Here is a 25,470-nt window from a genome sequence, read left to right as displayed (position 1 = left end):
CTTGCGCGGGGGTCTGCATTGTGATCTGGCTAAAACGCATTTTTCTCTGGCTGATGGGGCTGGTGTTCCTGCTGCTCATCGGCGTCAGCCTGCTGGGCTTTACCCATCAGGGCAACAAGTGGCTGTGGCAACAGGCCAAGGGGGCGCAGCCCTCCCTCAAGGGGGAGCTGGTGGCCGGTCAGCTTGGTTATGGCTGGACCCTGGAAGGGGTCGGCTGGCAGGATGAGCTGGTGGATGTAACGGTGGATCGCGCCGTGCTCGACTGGGATCTCGGCAAGTTGCTGCAGGGCAAGCTCTGGATAAAATCCCTGGCGGTGACCCATCCGGTGGTCAAGGTAGCCGACTCCGAGCCCGCACCGGAAGAACCATCCGAACCCTTTGTCTGGCGCCCGCTGCCACTCAAAATTCAGGTCGACAGCCTCAAGGTCGCGGATCTCGATCTGGCGGTGCCCGGCGTGGCCGTGACCCTGGGGTCCCTCGATATCGGCGCCACCCTCAACCGCAAGGGGCTGATTGTACGTGGCCCGGTGCTCGATAACCTGACGGTGATGCTGGATGACGTGGCACCCTCCAACACAGCCAAATCTGCCAAGCAGCCGGCCGCTAGCGAGAAACAAGCCGGAGCTGCGGTGGCGCGCAACGACAAGGCCAGCGCCAATACCCCCAAACAGGGCAAAAGGGCGCCAGCTCCAAATACGGCAAAGGCTGCCCCCATTCTCCTACCCGCCATTCATCTTCCTTTCCCCATCCAGCTGGAAGGGGTCAGCGCGACCCGGGTGCAATATAAGCAGGGCGAGCTGACCGAAGGGCTCGACAAGCTGCTACTGTCGGCCACCGCCGTCGATGATCGTATCGAGGTGCGCGAGCTCTCGCTGCGCCACGCCATGGCTGACCTAGCGCTCAAGGGACACATCCAGCTTAGTGACGACTACCCGCTGGCGGTGACGCTGGATGCCAAGGCCCGCAAGGGGCTGCTGGATGGCGAGCTGCAGGGTGAGCAGGCCACGCTGGCGCTGAACGGTTCGGTCGGCAAGCTGGGGCTGGTGTTGTCGGCCAAGGGGCCGGTCGCCGCCAATCTCAAGGGCTCGCTGGCAGCCCTCGACCCGGATCTCCCTTTTGATCTGGCCCTCGACTGGAAGAGCCTCGGCTGGCCTCTTCACAAGCCTGCCAAAGATGAGCCGAGCTATCGGCTGGACAAGGGGAGCCTGACCGCCAAGGGCAAGCTCTCCGGCTACCAGTTTGCCCTCAATACCTCCGGCAAGGGGACCGATGTCCCCCCCTTCAAGCTTGCGCTGGACGGGAAGGGGGATCTGGAGCGGCTCAGCAAGATCGCCTTGCAGCTCAATGCCCTCAAGGGGGAGCTCAAGCTCGATGGCAAGCTCGCCTGGAACAAGGGGGTTGAGTGGCAGGGGACCACACTGTTCAAGGGGATCAATCCGGCCGAGCTGCTGCCCGAGCTGAAAGGGACGCTGGCCGGTGAGCTGGAGAGCCATTTCGTGATGAACGAAGCGGGCCACTGGGAGCTGAAACTGCCCAAGCTCAAGGTGGATGGCAAGCTCAACCAGTACCCGCTGGCCCTCAAGGGGGAGCTTAGCGGCAACGACAAGATGGAGTGGCTGATCCCGGCGCTCTCGCTGCAAAGTGGCCCCAACCAGTTGCAGGCCAAGGGCAGTATCAGCAGCGCCCAGTGGAAGCTCGATGCCAACCTGCAGGCTCCCCAGCTGGGGGGCATCTATCCCGGCCTGAAAGGGGATATCAAGGGACAGGTGAAGGTCAGTGGCAATCAGCAGACGCCAAAAATCGATGCGGATCTCGCCTCCGAGCGGCTCTACTACGCCGGCACCGACCTGAAGGGTATTAGTCTCAAGGGCAATGCGGTGATCGGCGCCAAACCGGCCGGTGAGCTCGCGTTGTTGGTGGCGCAGCTGAAACAGGGGGAAACCAAGCTCAGCCAGCTGGCCCTGAACCTCAGCGGCGATATCAGTCAGCATCTGTTGACCCTGACCATGAAGGGTGACCCTGTTGCGGCCAATCTCAAACTGGGTGGCGGCGTGCGCGGGGATCACTGGCGCGGGGCGCTCTCCGAGTTGCAGCTGAAAACCCCGCTGCGCCGTTGGGACTTGAGCTCCCCTTGGGCACTGGATCTCGATCTGCCGCGTCAGCGGCTGGCGATGGGGGATCTCTGCCTCGGCTCCCAGGGGGCCAGCCTCTGCGTCAAGGGGAGTCAGGTTTCCGCTGCACAGGGGACTCTGGAGTTTGCCCTGAGCGAGTTTGATCTCAAGCGGCTGCGCCCCTGGTTGCCGGACAACTTCCGCTGGCAGGCGATGCTCTCCGCCGATGGGCGTGCCAGCTGGCGTGGCAATCAGCCGACCCTGCATGCGGTGGTGCGAACCACGCCGGGCACTTTTGTGGCAGATGGCCTCAAGACCGACTATCAGCAACTGGCTCTGGCCCTGGATTTCGAGCGGCAGCAGGCGGCCATTCGCCTCGATTTTGCCTCCAAGCAGATCGGCAATATCGATACCGATCTGCTGATCAGGGAGCCTGCCGGTCGCGGTCTGCTCGGTGGTCAGCTCAAGTTTGACGATCTCAAGCTCAATACCTTCGCGCCGCTCATCCCTGAGGTGCGCTCCCTGCAAGGGATCATCTCCGCCGATGCCCGCTTCGACGGCACGCTGGCGGCACCCCTGCTGTTTGGCCAGCTCAACCTGCGTGACGGTGAAGTGCAGACCCACTCCGATATGGTGACCCTGACCAAGCTGGTGACCCGCCTCAAGATCGAGGGCAACCGCGCCGAGCTCGATGGCTCCATGCTTGTGGGCAAGGGGCCGCTGGCGTTGGGCGGCTGGCTCAGTTGGGCCAAGATGCCGGTCAGCGGCAGCCTCACCATTCAGGGTAAGGATCTGGAGGCACAATATCCGGGCATGGGCCGGGTCAGAGTCTCTCCCGATATCGCGGTGTCGCTGGGTGAGGAGACCCGGATTACCGGTCAGGTGGATATTCCCTGGGCGCGCATTCTGGTCAAGAGCTTGCCGGATTCGGCGGTGGCGGTCTCCGACGATGTGACTGTGGTCTATGACGATCTGCCCCCGGCTCCCAAGCAGGCAAGCCTGCCGCTGGCGATGAAGGTGGCGATCCGCCTTGGCAACGATGTGAAGCTTGATGCCATGGGGCTCAAGACCGATGTCTCCGGTGGCCTCAATATCCGTCAGGATCCCGAGAAACCGCTGGCTGGCAATGGCCAGCTGGTGCTGACCAACGGCCGCTTCAAGGCTTACGGTCAGAACCTCATCATCAAGGAGGGGCGGATCCTCTTCTCCGGTCCGCTGGATCGGCCCTTCCTCAACATCGAGGCCAACCGGGATCCCGATACCATCGAAGGTCAGGTGACGGTCGGGGTGCGGGTGACCGGCCCTGCCAGCAAGCCTGAAATCACTGTCTATTCCGAACCGCAGATGGCGCAGTCGGAACAGCTCTCCTATCTGCTGCGTGGCAAAGGGTTGCAGACTGGCGGTGAGGATGGCGGTTTCAACGGTCTGCTGGTGGCCGGCGCGGTGAGTCAGGCCAATGGCGTGGTGTCGAGTATCGGCGAGTCGCTGGGGATGAGCGATGTCTCCCTTGATACGGCGGGCAGTGGCGACAACACCCAGGTGACTTTATCGGCCTATCTGCTGCCGGGTTTGCAGTTCCAGTACGGGGTCGGGGTCTTCAGCCCCATCGCCGAGTTCAAGCTGCGCTACGAGGTATTGCCACGGCTCTATCTGCAGGCGATGAGCGGGGTGGCTCAGGCGGTCGATATCTTCTATCGCTTTACTCTGTAACGCTTCATCCCGTAACAGGGCTGATATGAACGTAAACGGGAGGCGCAGACCTCCCGTTTTTTTATTGCGCGATCGGCTGCAGGTAAATGACGATAAGGGACTGGAGTGCAGAGGGAGAATGGATTGCGGCGGGCTATAAATGTGAAAACCCGGCGCCAGGCCGGGTTTTCTGAATGATGGTGGAGGGAGAAGGATTCGAACCTTCGAAGGCAGAGCCGTCAGATTTACAGTCTGATCCCTTTGGCCGCTCGGGAACCCCTCCACGGGGTATTGCTTTCAACTTGTCGCACTTGAAATGGTGGAGGGAGAAGGATTCGAACCTTCGAAGGCAGAGCCGTCAGATTTACAGTCTGATCCCTTTGGCCGCTCGGGAACCCCTCCACAAGTGCGAGGCGCATACTAACAGATCTTCCGGTTTTGTGAACCCCCAAGCAGGATTTTTCCATTAAAAGAATTGGATTTATGGCCGATAACCAGTGAAATCGCCATTTTCGAGAGTTATCTCATGCTGCCCAGTTCAATCCGTAATCACCTGCTCGTTGATGAGGGCCAGTTGGGGCAGCGCCTCAACCGTGACCTGCAGCATGGGGATCGGGCTGATTTCCGGTTGCATCTGGCCCTGCTGACCGACGCGGTGGAGGAGCAGCCCTGGTTTGATGCCAAACCGGCGGCCACTCCCCAGAGCCGTGACTGGCGTCTGCACTTTGCGCTGAGACCGGCAGAGGTGCTGGTGGCTGAAGGGGCGGGGAGTGACTGCAGTGCCATCAATGAGCGGTTGCAGCAAGGGGGAAGCATGGTGGATGTGCGGCTCTGGCTGGCGCTGCAAACACCGCCGCTGGCGGTCAAACAGCCGCTGCTGGATGAGGCTGTCTACGACAACCTGTCACCGCTGGCGCGGGAGCGGTTGCAAGGAAAGCTGGCCGATATGCCACGCCAGGAGGATCCGCTGGTATTGCTGCCGATCCTCGACCGTTTGCAACAGGGAGTGGATACCCGGTTGCACTGGCTCAGTTGATGGCGCCTGTTCACTGACGTAACGCGATGCTTGTCGGCAAATCACAGGCAACAAAAAGGCGGGTGACCCCGCCTTTATGCTCTTTGGAATTTTTAGCCTTGCGGCATGCTATCAAGCGTCAGCTTCATCCGGTTGCGGCTGCTCTTTGAGCGCTGCATTGGCACGACGGGCAATCGGCTTTTCGGTGTGACGGTTGAGTTGGCGCTCCAGTTTTTGCCCCAGTTCGTTGATGGCGGCGTAGAGATCCTCATGCTCTGCCTGGGCAAACAGTTTGCCGTTGGGGATGCCAGCACTGGCTTCGACAGTGAACATCAGACGCTCTTTGGAAACAATCACATGGGGTGTGATGAGAGGCACCTGAAGACGTTCGAGCTTTTCAAAACGGGATTCGATGCGCTCGCGGATAGCCGGGGTGATGTCGATGATTTTGCTGGTAATTTCGATTTTCATATTGGCCCCCTTCGGGTCGTCTTGCTTGTGTCTTCACCTTCAGATTACTCATTGGTAAAGATTGAAATGTGATCTATGTCACATAACCTTCCCTTGGCTATTCGGCAACTTATAAATTGTGATCTTTTCCGGTTTCGTGCCAAAAACAGCTTGAGCTCCATGAAACTGGCAGGCAGTATGACGGGAATAGGATCGTTTCTGTCCCTTCTTGGCAGCACTTCGTGTCGACCTCATGTCCGGTTTCCACTGCTTGATATCGCATGTTTGTACTCTTCCCTCGCAACCTCTGATCTGATGAGCGGATGCTGGGGGCGTTGCTATGCCTGATTGGACATCAAACGTGGTTGGTTGTTGTGTTGGAGTGGTAAATGAAGCAGCAGGCCACGCAAGTCATGTGGTTTTTCGATCGGCAACATGATCAGTGGAGTCTCTCTGATCAGGGGGCCTACCAGCAGTGGCAAGGAGAGGGCAATCATCCCTGGGCCGCTCGCCTGTTACCGGAAGATGAGGCAGGCTTTGCCGATTTTCTTGTCCGGCTTCATGAATCACATCTGCCTGAACAGTTCATCGGTCATCTGAAAGATGATCAGGGGCAGCTCAACCATGTGCTCTGGAGTGGCCAGTTTGTGCCCACCCAGCAGATCTGCTGTGGCTGGCTGGCCCCTCTTGATACCGCCAACAGTGCGGTCTCCTCCCTCAATCTCTCTTTGCCGTTGCTGCAAACCACCCTGCTCACCCAGTTGGCGCAGGCGCTCTCTGCCCGCACCGGGCTCGATTTCTTCAATACCCTGGTCAGCCAGCTGGCCCATATCCTCAAGGTGGATGCGGTCTGGGTGGGTGAGTTGTGCGGTGCCGACCGGGTCAAAGTGCTGGCCGCCGACGGGCTGGCGCAGAAGGACTATCCGCTGGCGGGCTCCCCCTGTCAGGAGCTCTATAAGCAGGGGGCCATCTGTTTCGAGGTGATCGACGAGTCGCAGGAGTATCAACCCTGGCTGGCGGCCGGGCAGACTTATTATGGTCAGCCGCTGTTTGATGCCAGAGGCCAACTTCTGGGCCATCTGGCGCTGCTCTATTCGGCTCCGGCAGATACCAGCAACCTCACCTCGGTGCTCAATACCTTCTCGGTACGGATGGTGGCCGAGCTGGAGCGCCTGCAATCCGATGCACAAATGCGCCTCTCTGCCGTCGCATTCGAGACCCACGAAGGGATCATCATCACGGATCCTGGGTTCAAGATCCTGCGGGTCAACAACGCCTTCAGCCAGATCACCGGCTTTGACAGCCAATCGGTGCTGGGCCTGCATCTGGAAGAGGATCTCTGGCCCAATCTGGGTGGGCTCGGCTACGAGCTCAATACCCTCAGCCGCTGGCAGGGGGAGACCCAGCGTCGCCATGTCGATGGTCACACCTATCCCCAGTGGGAGATAGTGACGCCGGTGCAGGACGAGAAGGGGGTGATCAGCCACTTTGTCATCTGCTTCGAGGATATCTCCGAGCGCAAGGCGGCCGAGCGACGCATTCAGGATCTCGCCTATTACGACGAGCTGACCGGATTGCCCAATCGCCGTCAGCTCCACGAGACTCTGGTGCAGACCTTCAACGAGGCGACCCGCGATGGCTTGATTGGCGCGCTGCTCTTTATCGATCTCGACCACTTCAAGACCATCAACGACTCCCTCGGCCACGCCACCGGTGACTGGCTGCTCAAGGAGGTCGCCGCCCGTCTCAAACGGTTGGTGCGACAGGGGGATTGTCTGGCCCGCCTCGGTGGTGACGAGTTTGTTCTGTTGCTGCCATCGCTCTCGGCCAGCCCGCCCCAGGCGGAGATGCAGGCCGATATCATTGCCGAGCGGCTCATCACCGAGATTGCCGCTCCTTATACCTATGTGGGGCAGGTGCTGCACATCGGTGCCAGCGTCGGCATTACCCTGTTTCCGGATCGGGAGCAGGGGGTCGATGATCTGCTCAAGCAGGCGGATACCGCCATGTATCAGGCCAAGTCCGCTGGCCGCAAGACCCGTCGCTTCTTCGATGCCTCGATGCAGCAGCAGGCGGATCGCCGTCTGCTCATTCACAACGAATTGCGCAACGCCCTCAGCCAGCAAGAGCTGACCCTCTACTATCAGCCCCAGCATATGGTCGATGGCGGCGATATCATCGGTGTCGAGGCGCTCATTCGCTGGCAGCCGGCCGGTCGCTCGCTGGTCTCGCCGGCCGAGTTTATACCCATCGCCGAGGAGACGGACCTGATTGTCGATATCGGCAACTGGGTGCTGCACGAGGCGTGCGCCCAGTATGTGCTGTGGGAGGAGAACGGCATCCACATTCCGCAGATCTCGGTCAACGTCAGTGCCAAGCAGTTCCATGCCACCGATTTTGTCGAGCGGATCCACGATGTGTTGGCGCAAACCGGCATGGATCCGGCCTGCCTCAATCTGGAGATCACCGAGTCCGTGGTGCTGGGCCATGCCGAGGACACCATCAGCAAGATGACCGAGCTCAAGGAGCTCGGCATCAGCTTTGCCATCGACGATTTTGGTGCCGGTTACTCCTCTCTGAGCTACCTCAAGCGGCTGCCTGCCGATGAGCTCAAGATCGACCGCTCCTTCATTCAGGACATCCCGAAAGATGGCGATAACATGGCCATCGTCGAGGCGGTGATCGCCATGGCGCGACATATGGGGTTCAACGTCACGGCGGAAGGGGTGGAGTCCCGTCAGCAACTGGAGTTTCTCAAGGCGCAGGGGTGCAGTTTCTATCAGGGCTATCTCGCTTCCAAGCCGCTGCCGGTGCCCTATCTGGAGAAATATGTACAGCGGCTGACCAGACCGGAGCAACTGCGTGAAATGCAGCTGAGCGAGTCAGAAAAATAGTCCCTGCTCCCTGCTGTAGCGCTGCCCGGCAATGGGTAGAATGAGAGGCAGTAGACCCACCGCCACCGGGCGGTGTATTGCCCTCAATGGAGATGTTCAGTGAAAGCTGTATGGGGAATTGTTTTGTCGGCGCTGTTTGTGCCGACCCTGATGGCGCAGACTGCCGACCAGACGCTCTACCGTCAGGCGTATGACGCCGTACGGGCCAATGATCAGGCCCGTTTCCAGCAAATTCGTGCCCGGTTGACCCATTACCCCCTGCTCCCTTACCTCGATTACTATCAACTCGCCTTTCGGCCCGGGGCGGCCGACTACAACGATGTGACCCGCTTTATCCGCCAGCATGGAGATACCCCCCAGTCCAACCGGCTGGAGCGCAGCTATCTGACCTATCTGGCCCAGAGCCAGCAGTGGTCGCAGTTCCTGCGCTTCTATCCGGCCAAGCCGAGCTCCACCGATCTGCTCTGCATGCACTATCAGGCGCTCTATTACACCGGCAAGCCGAAAGAGGCGTTGCAGGGGGCTGGCAAGATCTGGATGAGCGGTCAATCCCGTCCGGATGCCTGCTCACCGCTGTTCCAGCTGTGGCAGGCATCCGGTCAGCGAACCCAGGAGAAGATCTGGCAGCGGATGACGCTGGCGTTCGAGGCGGAAAACCCCAATCTGATCCGCCACCTTGGCGCGACCCTGGGTAGCGGCTTGCAGAGCTATGGCGATCAGATGGTGACCCTGTTCGAGCAGCCCGCCAAGGCGATGAACCCGGCCTATTTCAGCAGCAACCCCTATTCCCGCAAGCTGCTCTCCCTCGGTTTGACCCGCTATGCCAATCAGGAGCCGGAGTCGGTGCTGCGCCAGCTTGCTCTGTTTCGCAGCCGTTTCGGCCTGACCCAGGCCGAGGTGAAACCGGTAGAGCGTGCCATTGCCCGCCGCCTGCTGCTGGATCGCTCCATAGCCCAGCGCAGCTGGGTCGACAGCACGGTGAAAAAGCTGGCGGATCCCGACATTACCGAGCTGCGGGCGCGACTGGCTATCTGGGAGCAGGATTGGCGTGGCCTCTCGGGTTGGGTGAAGATGATGCCGATGGCCCGTCAGAAAGAGGATCGCTGGCGCTACTGGATGGCGCGCTCCCTTGAGGTGCAGGGGCAGCAAAAACCGGCGCGGGATCTCTATCTGGAGACTGCCAACCTGCGCGGTTTCTACGGCTTTATGGCCGCCCAGCGCACCGGGGTGCCTTATCGCATCAAGAACCAGAGCGTCAAGCATGTACCGGACTGGCGCACGGCCAGCCAGCGCTGGCCCTTCCTGTTGCGGGTCCGCGAGCTGCTGTCGATGAACGAGATTGCGGCGGCCCGTTCGGAGTGGATCCACAATATGGATCGCAATCCGGTGGCCCAGCGCATCGAGTTTGGTCATATCGCCCTCAATCAGGGCTGGCACGAGCTGGCCATTCTCGCTAGTATTCGCGCCGAGGCGTGGGATGCCCTCGACCTGCGCTTCCCGCTGCCGCTCAAGCGCACCTTCTCCCAGATGGCGCAAGAGCGCACCATGAACACCAGTTTGCTCTATGCCATATCCCGTCAGGAGAGTGCCCTCTATCCGCTGGCCCAGTCGCCGGTGGGGGCGCGCGGTCTGATGCAGCTGATGCCGGCCACTGCCAAAGAGACAGCCGGCAAGCTGGGGGTGCCCTATCGCAACGAGCAGCAACTGTTTGATCCGACGATGAATATTCGTCTGGGAAGCGCCTATCTCAAACGCTTGCTGGATGTCTATGATGGCAACCGGATCCTGGCGGCGGCCGCCTACAACGCCGGGCCGGGACGGGTAAAACGCTGGCGAGAGCAGAGTGACAACAAGCCGATGGACGTGTGGGTCGAGAGCATCCCCTACAAGGAGACCCGCAACTACGTGCAAAACGTGTTGTCGTTCGATCTCATCTATCAGCACAAGCTGCAGCAGCCGCTGCGCTTCATGTCAGAGCGGGAGCTCAATCACGCCTATTGAGTCGGGGGCCGCCAGCCGGCCCCTGTTTTCAAATTTCCCTGCTGCCGGGTATCATCGGGTAAGGTTTTGTTACCAAAGGAAACATGCCTGGTGACCTGGCTCCGGGAATTGCATTAGGCCGCAGGGTATACTCGGGCGTCGGCACCGACAGGTTCCCCCACAATAAAGGAATGGATAGTGGCAACGATTAAAGACGTTTCTCAGCTGGCAAATGTGTCTATCTCCACCGTGTCGCGGGTTATCAACAACACGGCACAGGTAGCACCGGAAAAGCGTGAGGCCGTACTGGCGGCCATGAAGGAACTGAATTTTCGACCCAACAGTTTTGCCCAGGCACTGGTCAGCAAGCGTTCCAACTGCATTGGCGTGCTGGTTGGCGACCTCTGCGGCGGCCCCTTCTTTGCCCAGATGATGCGTGGCATCGAAACCATGGTCGATCAGGCCAACAAGTTCACCATCGTCATGTCTGGCAACCACGATATCGCGCGCGAGCGTCACGCCATTCAGGCGCTGCTGCAGCGCCAGTGCGATGCGCTGATCCTCCACAGCAAGGCGCTTCCGGACGAGGAGCTGAGCGAGCTGGCGGCTGGCTCTACCCCCATCGTTTTCATCAACCGTCAGGTGCCGGGCGCGGAAGATCGCTGCGTCTGGCTCGATAACCAGGCGGGGATCACCACCGCGTGCCAGCACTTGCTGGATGCCGGTCATCGCAACATCGCCTTTATCACCTCCGATGATGAAGAGTTTGTCGATGGTCAGCAGCGGATGGCCGGTTACACCCAAACTCTGGCGAGAGCCGGGATCGCCTTTGATCCTGCTCTCGTCAGCCGCGCCTATGCCGACGAAAATGGCGGCTATGTGGCGATGAGTGAATTGCTGGCCCGTGGTGTCGAGTTCACTGCCGTGCTCGGTTTCAACGACGGTATGGTGGCCGGCGCCATCTCTTGCCTGCTGGAGCGGGGTTACAAGATCCCGCAGCAGGTGTCGGTGGTGGGGTTCGACGATATCCCCTACGCCCGCTACATCTATCCCAAGCTCACCACGGTGCGCTACCCCATCGAGGAGATGGGTAGCCGTGCAGCCGAGCTGGCGCTGCGTCTGCTCGATCACAAGCCGGTGGACGGCCTGGCGCTCAAGTTTGAAGCCCAGCTGGTTGAGCGTGAGTCAGTCGCCTGACGTGCGGCGAGAGGTTCAGAGCAATATGGCCCCGTCGGGGCCATATCTTTATCTGCCACAGGCAAGTTCCGGTTTACCCCGCCAGGGCAATGCGCTGCTGGCGGCGCGCTTCCACCCCTTCGGCAAGGGTATCGAGCACTACCCGCGTCTGCTCCCAGCTGATGCAGCTATCGGTGATCGACTGGCCGTAGCGCAGCGGTTTGCTGCCGATATCCTGACGCCCTTCGCAGATAAAACTTTCCACCATGATGGCGGCGATGGCATGGCTACCAGCACCCAGCTGGTCGGCAATGTCACGGGCAACCAGCAGCTGGCGGGCATGTTGTTTCTGGCTGTTGCCGTGGCTGCAATCGATCATCAGCCGGGGTGACAGATGATGCTGGCGCAGCAAGTCGCCAGCCTCTGTCACATGATTGCTCTGATAGTTGGGTTGGCGGCCACCGCGCAGGATCAGATGACAGTCGGGGTTGCCATGGCTGCGCACCAGTGCCAGCTGGCCATCACCGGAAGGCTGGGTATAGAGGTGGGCCGCCCGGCTGGCGAGGATCGCCTCGACCGCGATCCGGATATTGCCGTCGGTACCATTTTTAAAACCGATGGGGCAGGGGAGAGCGGAGGCTAGCTGGCGGTGGAGCTGGGATTCGGTGGTGCGAGCACCGATGGCACCCCAGCTGATGAGATCCCCCAGATAGAGCATGCTGGTGAGATCGAGAAATTCGGTGGCACAGGCGAGCCCTTCCTGTCCAAGGGCCAACAGTAACTCCCGGGCCTGGGTTAGTCCCTTTTCCAGTTGATCGCTGCCATCGAGGTCGGGATCGAAGATAAATCCTTTCCAGCCGAGCGTCGTGCGCGGCTTTTCGAAATAGGTGCGCATCACCAGTTGCAGTTGCTCCCCGTATTGGCCCTGCAGTTCAGCGAGCCGGCCACCATAGTCGCGGGCGGCTGCCGGATCGTGAATGGAGCAGGGGCCGATCACCAGCAGCAGGCGCTCATCCTCTCCTTGCAGAATATGGCGGGCTTGCTGGCGGCTGCGTGCGATTTGGCGAGTAAGCCGTGCCGGACAGGGTCTGGCCTTTAACATCTCGTCAGGGGTGGGCAATGTGGCAAGGGGTGAAGCATTCAGAAGTGAGGTGAACATGAGCGATCCTGATGACAAATGGAAATCTGCATGCTCTTTGCTGTCCAGTGGGGATCTTCCCCTTATTCTCTTGGTTAATAGAGCGCGGGCATGGGCCCGCGCTCTGTTATATCGGCCTTGGCTACCTTAGAAGCGGGCTGAGCCGCTGACGTAGTAGCTGCGACCCGGTTCGACGTTCTGGAAGACGGTGTCTTTCTCTTGCAGACGCACGTCGGTCAGGTTGTTGATCCCCAGTCGCAGGTCAAAGTTCTCGGTGACCTTGAAGCCGGTGCCGAGATCGAAGGTCTGATAGCTGGGCAGCTTGTGCAGTACGACAACCTTGTTGACGGTCTGCTCGGCAAACTGGGTGCCGGTGTAGGTGGTGCCGACAAAGGCATTGACCCGCTCGGTGGCCTGCCAGGTGATCTTGGCGTTGGCCTTGTGCTCCGGCCGCTCGGGCAGAGCCTGACCCTGATCGCCTTCCGCCTTGAGGTAGGTGTAGTTGGCGCCAAGGTTGATATTGTCGGTCAGATCGAGCTTGCCGGTCAGCTCCAACCCCTTGGTGGTGGCTTTCTCCAGGTTGTACCAGGTGCGGTCAGTGGAGTTCGGCAGCTGTTTGAAGGTGAGCATGTCGTCGATGTCGGAGTAGAACAGGGTGGCGCTGGTTTCCCAGATCCCTTCTCCTGCGATGACACCCAGCTCGTAGTTGGTGCTGGTTTCCGGCTTGACCTTGTCACTGCCATAGATGCGGCAGCTGCCGCCGCAGCTCTCGATGCTGTAACCGTTGGAGTACTGGTGTGGTGCCGGTGCCTTGAAGGCCTGGCTGACACCGCCTTTCACTGTCACCACATCGTTCATCTCATAGACCAGATAGCCGCGCGGGGTGAAGTGGCTGCCGTAGATCTCGTGGTGATCGTAACGGCCGCCCAGCGTGAAGGTCAGGCTGTCGGTCAGGCCAATTTCATCCTGGGCGAACAGCGCCTCCTGAGAGTGACTCTCCTTGCCGCCGATATCCTTGTAGCTCACCGCATCCACCAGCTCCCGGTCCAGATATTCACCACCCAGGGTCAGGTAGTGGTTGGCCAGCGCCAGGTTGGTATAGCCCTTGAGGGTCAAGGTGTTCTCTTCCAGCTCCCGCTGCTGTGGGGCAGAGTAGCTGGTGTTGAAGTCGTCGATCTGGGAGCTCTCGTAGTTGGCCATGACGGTGGTGTCACCCCAGCTCCAGTTCCCCTTGTGAGTCAGACCAAACAGGTTGCGATCGTTTTGCTGCTGGCGGCTGTGCACCTTGTTGCCGGTTTTGCGGAAGATATCGAGAGGCCGCTCATCCTGGTTGTAGAGGTAATCCAACTCGAAGCGCTGCTGCTCATCCACCAGCCAGCTGAGGGTGGAGGCGAAGTTGCGGGTCTGTTTGGCTTCGATAAGGGGGATGCCGTCAGCAGCTTCGGTGGGGGTCCAGGCTTGACGATCATACACCTCGCCGTTCATCCGGATCAGCAGGTTGTCGGTCAGCGGGCCGGTAAAGCCCAGGTTGGTTCTGTGCTGATCGCCGCCATCCTTGCCCTCGATGGCTTTGAAGTCGGCATCGGCCGCCCCTTGCCAGGTTTTGCCCGGCTGCTTGGTGATGATGTTGATGACACCACCGATGGCATCGGAGCCGTAAAGTGCCGACATGGGGCCACGGATCACCTCGACCCGCTGGATCATGCCAAGGGGCACGGGAGTGTTGTCGAAGTTGCCGCCGCGCCACAGGGCATTGGAGGAGGAGAGGCGTTTGCCATCGACCAGTACCAGGGTGTATTTGCCGGACATGCCGCGAATGCCGATATCGCTGCGGCCATTGGTGTCAGCTTCAGCCTGAATGCCCACTTCGTGGCGCAGCAGGTCGGCAAGGTCATTGACCGGCGCGGCGGCGATCTGTTCGGCCGTGATGACAGAGATAGAGGCCGGTGCCGAGCGGGTATTGTGCGCCGTGGTGGTGACGGTGATCACCTCATCGGCTTGAGGGGCGTTGCTGGCGGCGATCGCTTGCTGGGTCAGCAGAGTGACGATGGTGGTGGCCAGCAGGCTGGGAGCAATAAAACTGGAGGTTGAGGATTTCATTATTTACATCTTCCATAATATACAAATGATAAGCGTTATCATTATCAAGTTGAATTTGCTCCGATCGCAACTCTTTTTTATCGGCGAAGTTCAGTTTCGTTCGTCACCTGCTTTTGACTAAAAAGAAGTTGATGAAATTGATTCTCATTTGTATTGATCGTTTTTTCGCTCCTTGTTAGGATGCCGTTCACCCTGACATCTGGTGAGTCAAATGACTCACTTTAAGTCGTGTCAGGCAGTGATTCATTCCAAGGAGTAGCACCGTCATGTGTGACCATGCACTGGAAGGAGAGTGGCCCGCCACAGCGGTCGGGCTGGATAAAGTGTGCTGTTTTGCCAGCGGTGACAGGGTTCTGGTCGCTTCCGGTATCCACGACAGTTTTAGCGGCATCCCACCGGAGAAGCTGCTCGCTCATCTGCGTCAGTTGCGTCAGCAGGGGATGGCCAATCCCATCGCCATCGGCGCCATTCCGTTTGATACCCAATCCCCCTGGCATCTGGTGATCCCGGCGCAATCGCAGTGGGTCAAACGAGATGCGTTGTTACCCGCCCGCTGTTGCCAGCTCCATGGCGAGGTGAGCGAAGTGACCGGCTCCGCCCACTATCAGGGGGCGGTGCGGGCAGCGTTGCAGCAGTTCAGCGAGGGGCAACTAGAGAAAGTGGTGTTGTCGCGCGCCATTGATGTGCAGAGCGCAGAGCAGACCTCCCCCGCACACGCCTATGGCTCTCTGCTGGCCCAGAACCCGGGCGCCTATGTGTTCCAGATCCCGCTGCCGGATGGGGAGACCCTGCTTGGTGCGAGTCCCGAGCTGCTGGTGTCACGCAGCGAGATGGAAGTGGTGAGCAATCCGCTGGCGGGTTCCCGTCCGCGCCACGCGTTTTCCGATCAACAGGCGGCCTGTGTCGAACTGTTGGGGGCGCAGAAGGATCGCTATGAACATGCGCTGGTGGCCGATGCGGTCGCTGCCGCCCTCGCTCCCTTCTGTCGCGAGCTGGACGTCCCTCTGGAGCCGCAGGTGATCGCCACTCCTACCATGTGGCACCTCTCGACCCGCATTGCCGGACGGCTCCATGAGCCTTCTCCCGTTCTGGCACTGGCGCTGGCACTGCACCCGACACCGGCGGTATGCGGCACGCCGCTCTCGGCTGCACGTCAGGCCATCGCCCGGCTTGAGGGATACGATCGCCGCTTCTACTGCGGCGCCGTCGGCTGGATGGATGCTGATGGCAATGGCGAGTGGGTGGTCACCATCCGCTGTGGCGTGCTGGCTGGCAGGCAACTGCGGCTCTATGCCGGCGCCGGGGTGGTGGTGGGCTCTTCGCCGGAAGCGGAGTGGCAGGAGACAGCCGCCAAGCTCGGCACCATGCTGCGCGCCTTCGGCCTCGAAAGCCGGGAGCCGGAGGTAACCGCATGAAGCTGCTGGTGCCCTTTACCCCCTGGCCCGCCGAGCTGGCAGCCCACTACCGGGCACAAGGGTGGTGGCGCGGACAACCGCTCACCGCCCTGCTCGATGACTCTGCCGAACGTTATCCCGAGCGCACGGCCCTGATCTGTGGCGAACGCACCCTCAGTTATGGCCAGTTAAAGCGTGAGGTCGATGCACTGGCGGCGCGGCTGGCCGCGCGCGGGCTGGGTCATGGCGATACCGCGCTGGTGCAGTTGCCCAACTGCGCCGAGTTCTATATCTGCTGGTTTGCCCTGATCCGCTGCGGCGTGGTGGCGGTGTATGCCCTCTACAGCCATCAACGGCGCGAGCTGGTGGCCTTTGCCCGCCAGATTGAGCCCGCCTTGCTGGTACTAAGCCCCTCTCACCCCGGCTTTGCCGGTGAAGCGGGAAGCCTCGTGGCCCTTGATGAGCTGGTATCTCCTTCCTGCCAGACACTGCAGTTCGAGCAGGCTGAAGGCTCCGATCTTCAGTCGGGATTTGCATGGCATCAGCCTGACCCCATAGCCCGTGCTGATGGTTCGCCGCCGGCGGCCACTGCACCAACCCCTACACCGACTCCAGCCGATCAGGTCGCTTTTTTCCAGCTCTCCGGCGGCAGCACCGGCACCCCCAAACTGATCCCCCGTACCCACGATGACTATGGCTACAGCGTGCGCCAGAGCGTAGAGGTGTGCGGCTGGGATGAGCGGGTGATCTATCTCTGCGCTCTGCCAGCGCCCCACAACTTTCCCCTGAGCTCCCCCGGGGCACTCGGGGTGTTTTATGCCGGTGGCTGCGTGGTGCTGGCAAAGGATCCTTCCGCCGCAACCTGTCTGCCGCTGGTGCAGCGCCATCAGGTCAACTGGGCGGCGCTGGTGCCACCGGCTCTGGCGCTCTGGCTGGAGGCGGCCAGCCACTATCCGCAGACCTCTCTGGAGTGTGTGCAGGTGGGCGGTGCGCGCCTCAGCCCGGCTCACGCCGAGGCGGTGGCGAGCCGCCTCGGCTGCCGCTTGCAGCAGGTGTTCGGCATGGCCGAGGGGCTGGTCAACTACACCCGCACCGAGGATGACCAGTGGCACATCGTCAATACCCAGGGTTGCCCGATGAGCCCGGGCGACGAGGTCGAGGTGCGGGATAGCGACGGGCGCCCCTTGCCCGATGGTGAGTGCGGCGAGCTCTGGACGCGTGGCCCCTACACCTTTCGTGGTTACTTCAAGGCCGATGCCCACAATCAGCGTGCCTTCGACCGGGACGGTTTCTACTGCACCGGCGATCTGGTCTGCCGCTTGCCCGACGGCCATCTGATGGTGGTGGGGCGCAACAAGGATCAGATCAACCGGGGCGGAGAGAAGATCGACGCCCTCGAGATTGAAGAGCTGTTGCTGACCCACCCGGAGGTACGGCAGGCGGCGCTGGTCGCCATGCCGGATCCCATGCTCGGGGAGCGCAGCTGCGCCTTTTTGATGTGCCGCGAGCCCCTCAATCTGCCCCGCTTGCGCCGTTTCCTGCGCGAGCAGGGGGTGGCCGATTACAAACTGCCCGATCGCCTGGTGCTGGTGGAGCAACTGCCCCACACCCCGGTCGGCAAGATAGACAAACAGAGGCTGCGCGAGCAGCTCGCCAAGGAGTGTGCATGACCATTCAATCCCTCGCCGCCTATCCGCTGCCCACCGCTGAGGAGCTGCCTACCGGGCGGGTGAACTGGCCTTTCGAACCGGGCCGCGCCGCCTTGCTGGTCCACGATATGCAGCACTATTTCGTCGATTTCTACGGGGTGGACAATCCGCTGATCAATCAGGTCATCGACCATATCGCCACCTTGATCCGTCAGGCGCGAGCTCTTGGCATGCCGGTGGTCTATACCGCCCAGCCCGCCGAGCAGAGTCAGGCCGATCGGGCGCTGCTCAACGACATGTGGGGGCCGGGGTTGACCCGAGCGCCGGAGCGTCAGCCGATTGTTTCGGCGCTGGCGCCCGAGCCGCAGGATACGGTGCTGACCAAGTGGCGCTACAGCGCTTTTTGCCGCTCACCGCTGGTGGAGCTGATGGCCGGATGGGGGCGGGATCAGCTGGTGATCTGCGGCATCTACGGCCATATCGGGGTGATGCAGACGGCGGTCGATGCCTTTATGCGCGATATCCGCCCCTTCCTGGTGGCTGATGCCATCGCCGATTTTTCCCGCGAAGATCATCTGCTGGCGCTCTCCTACGTCAGCCGCAATGCCGGTCGGGTGATTACCGTGGCCGAGGTGATGGCGGCCAGCAAACGCCCTCTGACTCGCGAGTCACTACGTGCTCAGGTGTTGGCACGGCTGCCCGCCGAGATGCAGCAGGAGCAGCCCACCGAGGATGACAACCTGCTCGACTACGGTCTCGACTCGCTGGCGGTGATGGGACTGGTGGAAGAGTGGCGTCAGCAGGAGCTGGTGGTGGATCTGGCCGAGCTGGCCCGCACGCCGACCCTGGCCCATTGGTGGGCGCTCCTCTCCCGTCAGCTTAATGTCAGTCAGAACACGGCTTATCAGGTTAACGAAGAGCACATCAGCGAACCGGAGTGCACCCCATGAGCGAGTGGCAAGGCAGAACCGTCTGGGTGACCGGCGCGGCGCAGGGAATTGGCCATGCGGTGGCTCGCACCTTTGCCGAGGCGGGGGCCAGCGTGGTGGCGTTCGATCTGCAACTGGCCGAGGCACTGCCCGGCAACGTGAAGGGGGTGGTGATCGATGTGAGCGACAGCGAGGCTGTGACCCGCTGCTGCGAACAGCTGCTGGACGAGGGGCTGGGGCCCGATGTGCTGGTCAATGTCGCTGGCGTATTGGCGACCGGCAGGCTCGATGAGGTGGATGACGCCCTCTTGCAGCGCACCTTCGCCATCAACACCTTCGCCCCCTTCTACCTGATGCGGGCCCTGACCCCCTGGTTTCAGGGACGGCGCAGGGGTGCCATCGTCAATGTCTCTTCCAATGCCGGTCGGGTGCCGCGAGTGGGGATGGGCATCTATGGCGCCTCCAAGGCGGCGCTGACCAGCCTCACCCAAACGGCAGGGCTGGAACTCGCCCCCTATGGGGTGCGCTGCAATCTGGTGTCGCCGGGCTCGACCCGTACCCCCATGCTGTACGGCATGTGGCAGGAGGGGGAACAGCGCGAAGGAGAGCAGCGAACCATCGCGGGTCTGCCCGGGCAATTCAAGCTGGGGATCCCCCTTGGCAAATTGGGAACTCCAGACGAGGTTGCAGCCTGCGTGCTGTTTCTCGCCTCCGATGCGGCCAGCCATATCACCCTGCAGGATCTGGTGGTCGATGGCGGTGCCACCCTGGGGGTCTAGCTGTGATCTCTCTGTAGGTTGTTCACTCGGGGCATTCCCGGAGAATTGGAGGCACCAACCAAACCAATCATCCGAGGTGCCCGAGTGAACAATCATAAAAATGCCCGATTAACCGTCTTTGGTCGACAGCTTCTTGTCCAGCGTATCCTTGAGCAGGGCCTGCGCGTTGAAGAGGCCGCTCACGCTGCCGGGGTCAGTATCCGCACCGCTTACAAGTGGCTCACTCGATATCGCCAGGAGGGACCTGATGGTTTGTACAATCGCTCTTCTCGACCCGCATCTTGCCCTCATGCCATTGATGACCAGCGCCAGCAGAGGATTATCGAACTGCGCAAGCAGCGACGGACCTATCGGCACATCAGCCAATATCTGGGCATAGGGCACAGTACTGTCGCCCGCATCTTGCAGCGCATGGGACTTCATCGATTGGCCAATCTGGCCCCAGCTGTTCCAGTACAACGCTATGAACATGAGAAACCGGGTGACTTGCTGCATCTGGACATCAAAAAGTTGGGGCGTTTCCACCGTCCCGGCCATCGTATCACCGGCGACCGCAGCAAGGACTCACGCGGCGCAGGGTGGGAGTGTGTTCATGTGGCGATTGATGACCACTCCCGTGTGGCGTTCAGCGCTCTGCATCCTGATGAAACGGGACGCAGTGCCTGCCTGGCGCTGTTACAGGCACTTCGCTACTACGCCGGGCTCGGCATTTGTTTCAGTCGGCTACTCACGGACAATGGAGCCTGTTACCGGTCGAAACGCTTCCAGAAGCTGTGTCGTCGGCTGGGGCTCAAGCATCTGCGCACCAAGCCTTACACACCACAAACCAATGGCAAAGCAGAGCGCTTCATTCAGACCGCCCTGCGTGAGTGGGCTTATGCACGGAGCTATGACTCGTCAGAGCAACGGGCAGAGCACTTGCAACCGTGGTTGCATGAGTACAACTGGCATCGTCCTCATGCCAGTCTGGGCTACCAGCCCCCCATCAGTCGTCTTCAATCTGTGAACAACCTGGTGGGTTTACACATCTAGCCCACGTGCTGCCGATCTGGCAGGCGTGACACTCTCTTTATGCAGGAGGCTTTGCCTCCTCGCTTTTCAGCCATGCGGGCAGGGGCAAGCCGCTGCCCGCCCGATGTTTGCGCAAGGACATTCCCATGGAACAGACAATGGCGATGCGCGCCACCCACCAGCGCGGTGAGCACCCGCGCTGGCCGCTAACCACAGCTCAGGCTGGCATCTGGTTTGCCCAGCAAAAATACCCGCAGAGCCCCGCCTGCAATACCGGCGAGTACTGGCTGCTGGAGGGGGCGCTGGCTCCCCATCACTTCACCCGCGCGGTGCGCCAGACTATCGACGAGATCCCCGGTCTGCACTGCGCCTTTGTGGCCACTGCTGATGGCCCTCAGATGGTGGCCAACCCCGCTTGCTGGCAGCTGGCGGAGCGGGATCTGCGCAGCGAAGCCGATCCGCTTGCGGCCGCGCAGGTCGAGATGCGTGCGCAGCTGGCCGTCCCCTTCAATCTGGCCGGGGGGCCGTTGTTTGCCACCACCCTCTATCGCCTTGGCGAGGGGCGGTGGGCCTGGTTTATTACCGTGCACCATATCGCCATCGATGGCTTTGGCCTGAGCCTGCTCTGCCAGCGGGTGGCGAGCTGGTATGAGGCGCTCTGCGCCGGCGAGCAGCCAGCCCCCTGCCGTTATGCGACCCAGCAGGAACTGTTGGCAGAAGAGGCGGCCTATCAGGATTCGCCGCGCGCCGCGCGGGATCGCGATTTCTTCGTGCAGCAGCTGGCCGGGGTGGAGAGTCCTGCGTCGCTCTCCCGCCGTCCGGCGCAAGGGCCTGGCCCCACATATCGTCTTGAACAGCGGCTTGCTGGCCACCAGTGGCAGGCACTGGTAGAGCGTGCGAGTCGCTCGGCCTGCCACCCCTACAGCCTGCTGCTGGCGGCAGTGGCCAGCTATGTGCAGCGAATGAGCGGCGCTGGCGAGGTGGTGCTAGGTATTCCGCTGATGGGGAGGCTAGGCTCAGTGGCGGCCGATACCCCCTGCATGAAGGTCAATGTGGTGCCCCTGCGCATCGAGCTGAGCGGCACCAGCCGGGTAGGGGAGTTGCTAGCACAGGTCGAGCGGCAATTTGCCGCCCTGCGCCGTCATCAGCGCTGCCGTCAGGAGTGGTTGCAACAGCGTCAGCCGGGCCAGCCGCTGTTTGGCCCTCAGGTCAATTTGATGCCCTTTGCCCGCACCCTCAGCTTTGGTGAAGGGCACAACCAGGTTCGTGGCGAGGTAGAGGTGCTGGCGGCGGGGCCGGTGGAGGAGTGCGCCTTCTACTTTGCCGAGGAGGCTGGCGCTATGACCCTGACCCTCGAAGCACATCAGGGGCGCTTCAGCCAACAGGAGAGTGAACGTCATCTGGCCCGGCTGGTAGCTTATCTGGCGGCCTGGAGTCAGGCGGGTGACGAGGCCCTGGCAGTGCGTTTGCCGCTGCTGCTGCCCTGCGAGCAGGCTGAGCTGGCGCGCTGGAACCAGACCGACCATCCGTTGCCGACCACCACCCTGAGCGCACTGCTGGCCGAGGGGCTGGCGGCGGCAGATCAGAGCGCCATCGCGCTGGAGTGTGGCGCCGAGCGCTGGAGTGTGGCCGAGCTGCGCCAGCGTACCCGTCAGCTAGCCTGCTATCTGGCGGGGAGGGGCGTGGGCCCCGGTTGTCGGGTGGCGGTAGTGATCCCGCGCTCTCCCGAGCTGATTCTCGCCCAGCAGGCCATCATGGCGGTAGGTGCCGTCTATGTGCCCGTTGACCCGGACTATCCGGCGGAGCGGATCGGCTACATTCTCGCCAGCAGCGATCCTGCGCTGGTGTTGACCAGCCGTACGCTTCAGATGCCGCTCGACGTGGCCGCGCCACTTGTCTGCCTCGATGCCCCCGGTGTGGCAGAGCAGCTGGCGGCGGTAGAGTTGGCAACGACAGCACCTTGTGAGCTGCCAGCCCCCAAACCGGAAGATGCGGCCTACATCATCTACACCTCCGGCTCGACCGGTCGGCCCAAAGGGGTGGTGGTGAGCCATGGCGCCATCGTCAATCGGCTGCTCTGGATGCAGCATATGTATCCCATCGGCCCGGCGGATCGGGTGCTGCAAAAGACCCCGGCCGGTTTCGATGTCTCCATTTGGGAGTTTTTCTGGCCCTTTATGACCGGGGCGCGGCTGGTGCTCGCCAAACCGGGCGGCCACAAGGATCCCGCCTACCTTGCCGAGCTGATTGAGCAGGCCGGGATCACCACCTTGCACTTTGTCCCCTCCATGCTGCAGATCTTCGTCGCGCAAGCCGAGCCTGCACGTTGCCGCGCCCTGCGCCAGGTTTTCTGCTCCGGCGAGGCGCTGCCTGCCGATCTGGTGCAGCGCTGGTATGGAACATTTTCAGCCCCCCTGCACAACCTCTATGGCCCGACCGAAGCTGCGGTGGATGTCACCTGGTATCCCTGCCGGGCAGACGAGGTGGTGACCAGCGTGCCCATCGGCTATCCGGTCTGGAATACCAGCATCCACATTCTCGACCCCTGGTTGCAGCCGGTGCCGCCCGGGGTGGCGGGGGAGCTCTGGATCGGCGGCGTACAGGTGGCGGAGGGCTACTTTGGCCAGCCCGAACTCACCGCCGAGCGCTTTATTGTCAACCCCTTCGGAGCGGGACGACTCTATCGCAGCGGCGATCTGGCCGCTTGGCGCGAGGATGGCGCCATCGAGTATCTGGGGCGCCTCGATTTTCAGGTGAAGATCCGTGGTCAACGCATCGAACTGGAGGAGATCGAGCAGGTGCTGCTGCGCCATCCCCGGGTGGCGCAGGCGGTGGTGCTGGCCCCCGAATTTTCCCTCGGCGATCGCCGTCTGGTGGCCTACGTGGTGGCCGCAGATAGCAGCGAGTTGACGCTGGCCGAGTTGGTACCCATCCTTGGCGCTGCCTTGCCTGACTACATGGTGCCGGGGCTCCTGGTAAACCTGGCCGAACTGCCGCTTACCCCCAATGGCAAGCTGGATCGCAAGGGGCTGCCGCTGCCCGACATGGAGTCGGCGGTGGGTCAGTCACTGCCGAAAACCCTGCTGGAGGAGCGGCTCTGTCGCCTCTTCGCCGAGATACTGGGGCTGGCGCGGGTCGGCGCCGACGATAACTTCTTTGCCCTCGGTGGCCACTCCCTGCTGGCGGCGCAGCTGGTGGTGCGTATTGAGGAATCAATAGGACAGGGTCTCACTCTGGCCAGTCTGTTCGAAGCTCCGAGCCCTGCCCAGCTGGCGCGTCGTCTTGGCGGCGAGCGGGAGGCGATGCCCATGCTGTTGCCCCTGCGGGCGCATGGTGCGCAGTCTGGCACATCGTGCCCCACTCTCTTTTGCGTCCACCCCGCAGGGGGGCTCGGCTGGTGTTATGCGCCACTGGTGCCCCATCTGCCGACCGACATGGCGGTCTATGCCCTGCAGGCGCGGGCGCTTTGTCAGCCGGATGCCCCGCTGCCCGCCAGTTTCGACGAGCTGGCACTCGACTATGTGACCGAGCTGCGTCGTCAGCAGAGCGAGGGGCCCTACTGGCTGCTCGGCTGGTCGCTCGGGGGCATGCTGGTGCACCGGATGGCCGCCATGCTGCAAGAGCAGGGACAAGAGGTGGCCATGGTGCTGCTGCTCGACGCCTACCCCTGCCTGCAGTGGCAGACCCAGCCGCTGCCCGACGAGCAGCGGATGCTCGATGCGCTGCTGCGAATGGGGGGGATTGCGGTTGCGGACGATGCGCTCGATTCCCTTACTCGTGACGAGGTGGTGGCCCGACTGGGGGCGGAGGGGAGTGCGCTGGCCATGCTCGACGAGCAGGTGGTGAGCGCCATGATTGAGCTGGTGGGCCACAACAACCGGCTGATCCGTGAGCCGGTCGACTACTGCTACCACGGGGAGGTGATCTTTATCGAGGCGTCAGCTTCTCGCCAGCCCTGGCTGGATGGGCGCGGCTGGGAGTCGCTGACAAAAGGGGAGATCCGCTATGAGCGCTTCCCCTGTCTGCATCAGGAGATGGTGCATCCCGACTGGTTGGCGAAGATCGGCGCCCTTATTTGTGAGCGGGTCGATGGGGTTGGGCAACAACCGCACATCCGGCAGGAGGGGGACGCATGACTCCGGTTGCCGCCATCCGGGAAGCCTTGCAGGCGGGCAAGCTGGTGGGGCTGGGGGAGCCGCACTGGCACCCAGATTTTATCCGGCGCCAGCACGCCTGGTTGTGTGATCCGGCGCTCTGGGGAGTCATGACCGATCTGGTGCTGGAGTGCGGCAACCGCCGCCATCAGGGCTTGCTCGATGCCTGGCTGACGGGGCAGGAGAGCTGGCAGGGGGAGCCGCTGACGCTGGCACGGCTCTATCCGGTCTGGCTTGACTCTTGCGCCTTTCCTGCCTGGATGGCCCCCGAGTTTCCGGCTCTCTTTTCCGCTCTGCGCCAGAGCAATCTGGTGCGCCCTGAACATATGCGGCTGCGGGTGCATCTCTGCGAGCCCTCATTCGAGTGGCAGGAGATGAGCCCGGAGCGGTGGCAGCAACACAACAGGGGGCGGGATCAGGCGCTGGCCGACTATCTTCTTGCACTTCCCGCCCGCGGCGTGGTGGTGCTGGCGGGGGCGCGCCATCTGCTCAAAGCCGCAGGGGATCCCCACTTTGCGCAGCCGACGCTGGGCCAGTTGCTGGAGGTGGCACGGCCGGGCTGGCTGCATGTCCTTCACCCCTGGCCAATGGTTGCTGGGAAGGGAGATGAGAAAGAGGAGCGGGTGTGCGAGTTGGCCGATATCACAACTGCTGACCTCTATCCTCACTGGCCGGTGCATCCGCCGCTGGAGACCCTCATCGATCGGTTGGTGCGCGTGGCTGACCGGGGACGGGAGATACGAATTTGCCCGACCTTGCTGGCCGAGCCCTGGCGCAGCCACTTGCTAAGCCGCGTTCACTTGCTGCCAGTTGGCATGGCCCGCCAGCTGCAACACTGGCTGGCGTAACTGCTGGTTGGAGTCACCCCTGACAGAAGTAACAGCTAACTGAAACAACCCAATGGGGGGAGCCAGGCTCCCCTTTTTCACATTTGGCATCCTGCGTTCAGCGCTGCAAAGTTGCACCATTTACGGCATACCTTGCCACTCATCGCCGAAAAT

Annotated in this window: 15 protein-coding genes and 2 tRNA genes; 12 read left to right on the top strand and 5 right to left on the bottom strand. The window is 61.7% G+C overall.

The window, feature by feature from the left end:
* Positions 1-20 precede the first annotated feature (20 nt).
* Positions 21-3,821: an autotransporter assembly complex protein TamB gene (gene tamB / locus ACTG1K_RS16600; RefSeq protein ID WP_440006065.1), complete on the top strand. Its 3,801-nt coding sequence runs from the start codon at positions 21-23 to the stop codon at positions 3,819-3,821.
* A gap of 177 nt (positions 3,822-3,998) precedes the next feature.
* Here tamB and ACTG1K_RS16595 read toward each other — a convergent pair.
* Both ACTG1K_RS16595 and ACTG1K_RS16590 read right to left on the bottom strand, forming a co-directional pair.
* Positions 3,999-4,083 (bottom strand) — tRNA-Tyr (locus ACTG1K_RS16595).
* 34 nt (positions 4,084-4,117) lie between these two features.
* A tRNA-Tyr gene (locus ACTG1K_RS16590) sits at positions 4,118-4,202 on the bottom strand.
* Positions 4,203-4,326: 124 nt separating this feature from the next.
* Between ACTG1K_RS16590 and ACTG1K_RS16585 the strand changes: the two genes are divergently transcribed.
* Positions 4,327-4,836: a VC2046/SO_2500 family protein gene (locus tag ACTG1K_RS16585; protein ID WP_201903705.1), complete on the top strand. Its 510-nt coding sequence runs from the start codon at positions 4,327-4,329 to the stop codon at positions 4,834-4,836.
* A 111-nt stretch (positions 4,837-4,947) separates the two neighbouring features.
* Here the strand turns inward: ACTG1K_RS16585 and hpf are convergent, their stop codons facing one another.
* Positions 4,948-5,286, bottom strand: coding sequence for a ribosome hibernation-promoting factor, HPF/YfiA family (hpf, locus tag ACTG1K_RS16580; RefSeq protein WP_005334257.1), 339 nt, complete (start codon positions 5,284-5,286; stop codon positions 4,948-4,950).
* A 368-nt stretch (positions 5,287-5,654) separates the two neighbouring features.
* Here hpf and ACTG1K_RS16575 point away from each other — a divergent pair, with 368 nt between their 5' ends.
* From ACTG1K_RS16575 to ACTG1K_RS16565, 3 genes are all read left to right on the top strand, one after another.
* Entirely contained in the window at positions 5,655-8,159 is a 2,505-nt protein-coding gene (locus ACTG1K_RS16575; protein WP_021231088.1) for a putative bifunctional diguanylate cyclase/phosphodiesterase, read from the top strand.
* A gap of 99 nt (positions 8,160-8,258) precedes the next feature.
* Positions 8,259-10,160, top strand: coding sequence for a transglycosylase SLT domain-containing protein (locus tag ACTG1K_RS16570; RefSeq protein WP_040066126.1), 1,902 nt, complete (start codon positions 8,259-8,261; stop codon positions 10,158-10,160).
* Between the two features lie 177 nt (positions 10,161-10,337).
* Entirely contained in the window at positions 10,338-11,336 is a 999-nt protein-coding gene (locus tag ACTG1K_RS16565) for a LacI family DNA-binding transcriptional regulator (protein WP_005350588.1), read from the top strand.
* Between the two features lie 73 nt (positions 11,337-11,409).
* Here the strand turns inward: ACTG1K_RS16565 and ACTG1K_RS16560 are convergent, their stop codons facing one another.
* Both ACTG1K_RS16560 and ACTG1K_RS16555 read right to left on the bottom strand, forming a co-directional pair.
* On the bottom strand, positions 11,410-12,474 hold the full coding sequence (locus ACTG1K_RS16560; RefSeq protein ID WP_338771646.1) for a 3-deoxy-7-phosphoheptulonate synthase: 1,065 nt from the start codon (positions 12,472-12,474) through the stop codon (positions 11,410-11,412).
* 126 nt (positions 12,475-12,600) lie between these two features.
* Positions 12,601-14,553, bottom strand: coding sequence for a TonB-dependent receptor domain-containing protein (locus ACTG1K_RS16555; RefSeq protein WP_236357321.1), 1,953 nt, complete (start codon positions 14,551-14,553; stop codon positions 12,601-12,603).
* A gap of 266 nt (positions 14,554-14,819) precedes the next feature.
* Between ACTG1K_RS16555 and ACTG1K_RS16550 the strand changes: the two genes are divergently transcribed.
* The 7 genes from ACTG1K_RS16550 to ACTG1K_RS16520 all read left to right on the top strand — a co-directional run bounded on the left by ACTG1K_RS16550 (position 14,820) and on the right by ACTG1K_RS16520 (position 25,317).
* Positions 14,820-15,968, top strand: a complete 1,149-nt coding sequence (locus tag ACTG1K_RS16550; RefSeq protein ID WP_440006063.1) for an isochorismate synthase — start codon at positions 14,820-14,822, stop codon at positions 15,966-15,968.
* Positions 15,965-17,617 (top strand): (2,3-dihydroxybenzoyl)adenylate synthase, encoded by a 1,653-nt coding sequence (locus ACTG1K_RS16545; protein WP_440006061.1) that lies wholly within the window; start codon positions 15,965-15,967, stop codon positions 17,615-17,617. Before ACTG1K_RS16550 ends, ACTG1K_RS16545 begins: the two co-directional genes overlap by 4 nt.
* A complete protein-coding gene (locus ACTG1K_RS16540; protein ID WP_440006059.1) occupies positions 17,614-18,546 on the top strand; it encodes an isochorismatase family protein in 933 nt (310 codons plus the stop codon). The genes ACTG1K_RS16545 and ACTG1K_RS16540 overlap by 4 nt, the downstream gene beginning before the upstream one ends.
* Complete coding sequence (gene dhbA / locus ACTG1K_RS16535) at positions 18,543-19,304, top strand: 2,3-dihydro-2,3-dihydroxybenzoate dehydrogenase (RefSeq protein ID WP_440006058.1); 762 nt, start codon at positions 18,543-18,545, stop codon at positions 19,302-19,304. The genes ACTG1K_RS16540 and dhbA overlap by 4 nt, the downstream gene beginning before the upstream one ends.
* Before the next feature lie 84 nt (positions 19,305-19,388).
* The gene (locus ACTG1K_RS16530; RefSeq protein WP_440006056.1) at positions 19,389-20,336 is read left to right on the top strand and encodes an IS481 family transposase; all 948 of its coding nucleotides are present in this window, start codon (positions 19,389-19,391) and stop codon (positions 20,334-20,336) included.
* Between the two features lie 125 nt (positions 20,337-20,461).
* On the top strand, positions 20,462-24,451 hold the full coding sequence (locus ACTG1K_RS16525; RefSeq protein ID WP_440006054.1) for an amino acid adenylation domain-containing protein: 3,990 nt from the start codon (positions 20,462-20,464) through the stop codon (positions 24,449-24,451).
* Positions 24,448-25,317 (top strand): hypothetical protein, encoded by an 870-nt coding sequence (locus ACTG1K_RS16520; protein ID WP_157161065.1) that lies wholly within the window; start codon positions 24,448-24,450, stop codon positions 25,315-25,317. Before ACTG1K_RS16525 ends, ACTG1K_RS16520 begins: the two co-directional genes overlap by 4 nt.
* Positions 25,318-25,470 lie beyond the last annotated feature (153 nt).

This window comes from Aeromonas sp. 102P (assembly GCF_051920345.1).
GTDB classification, from domain to species: Bacteria; Pseudomonadota; Gammaproteobacteria; order Enterobacterales; family Aeromonadaceae; genus Aeromonas; species Aeromonas veronii.
This window is presented reverse-complemented; position numbering and strand designations above follow the sequence as displayed.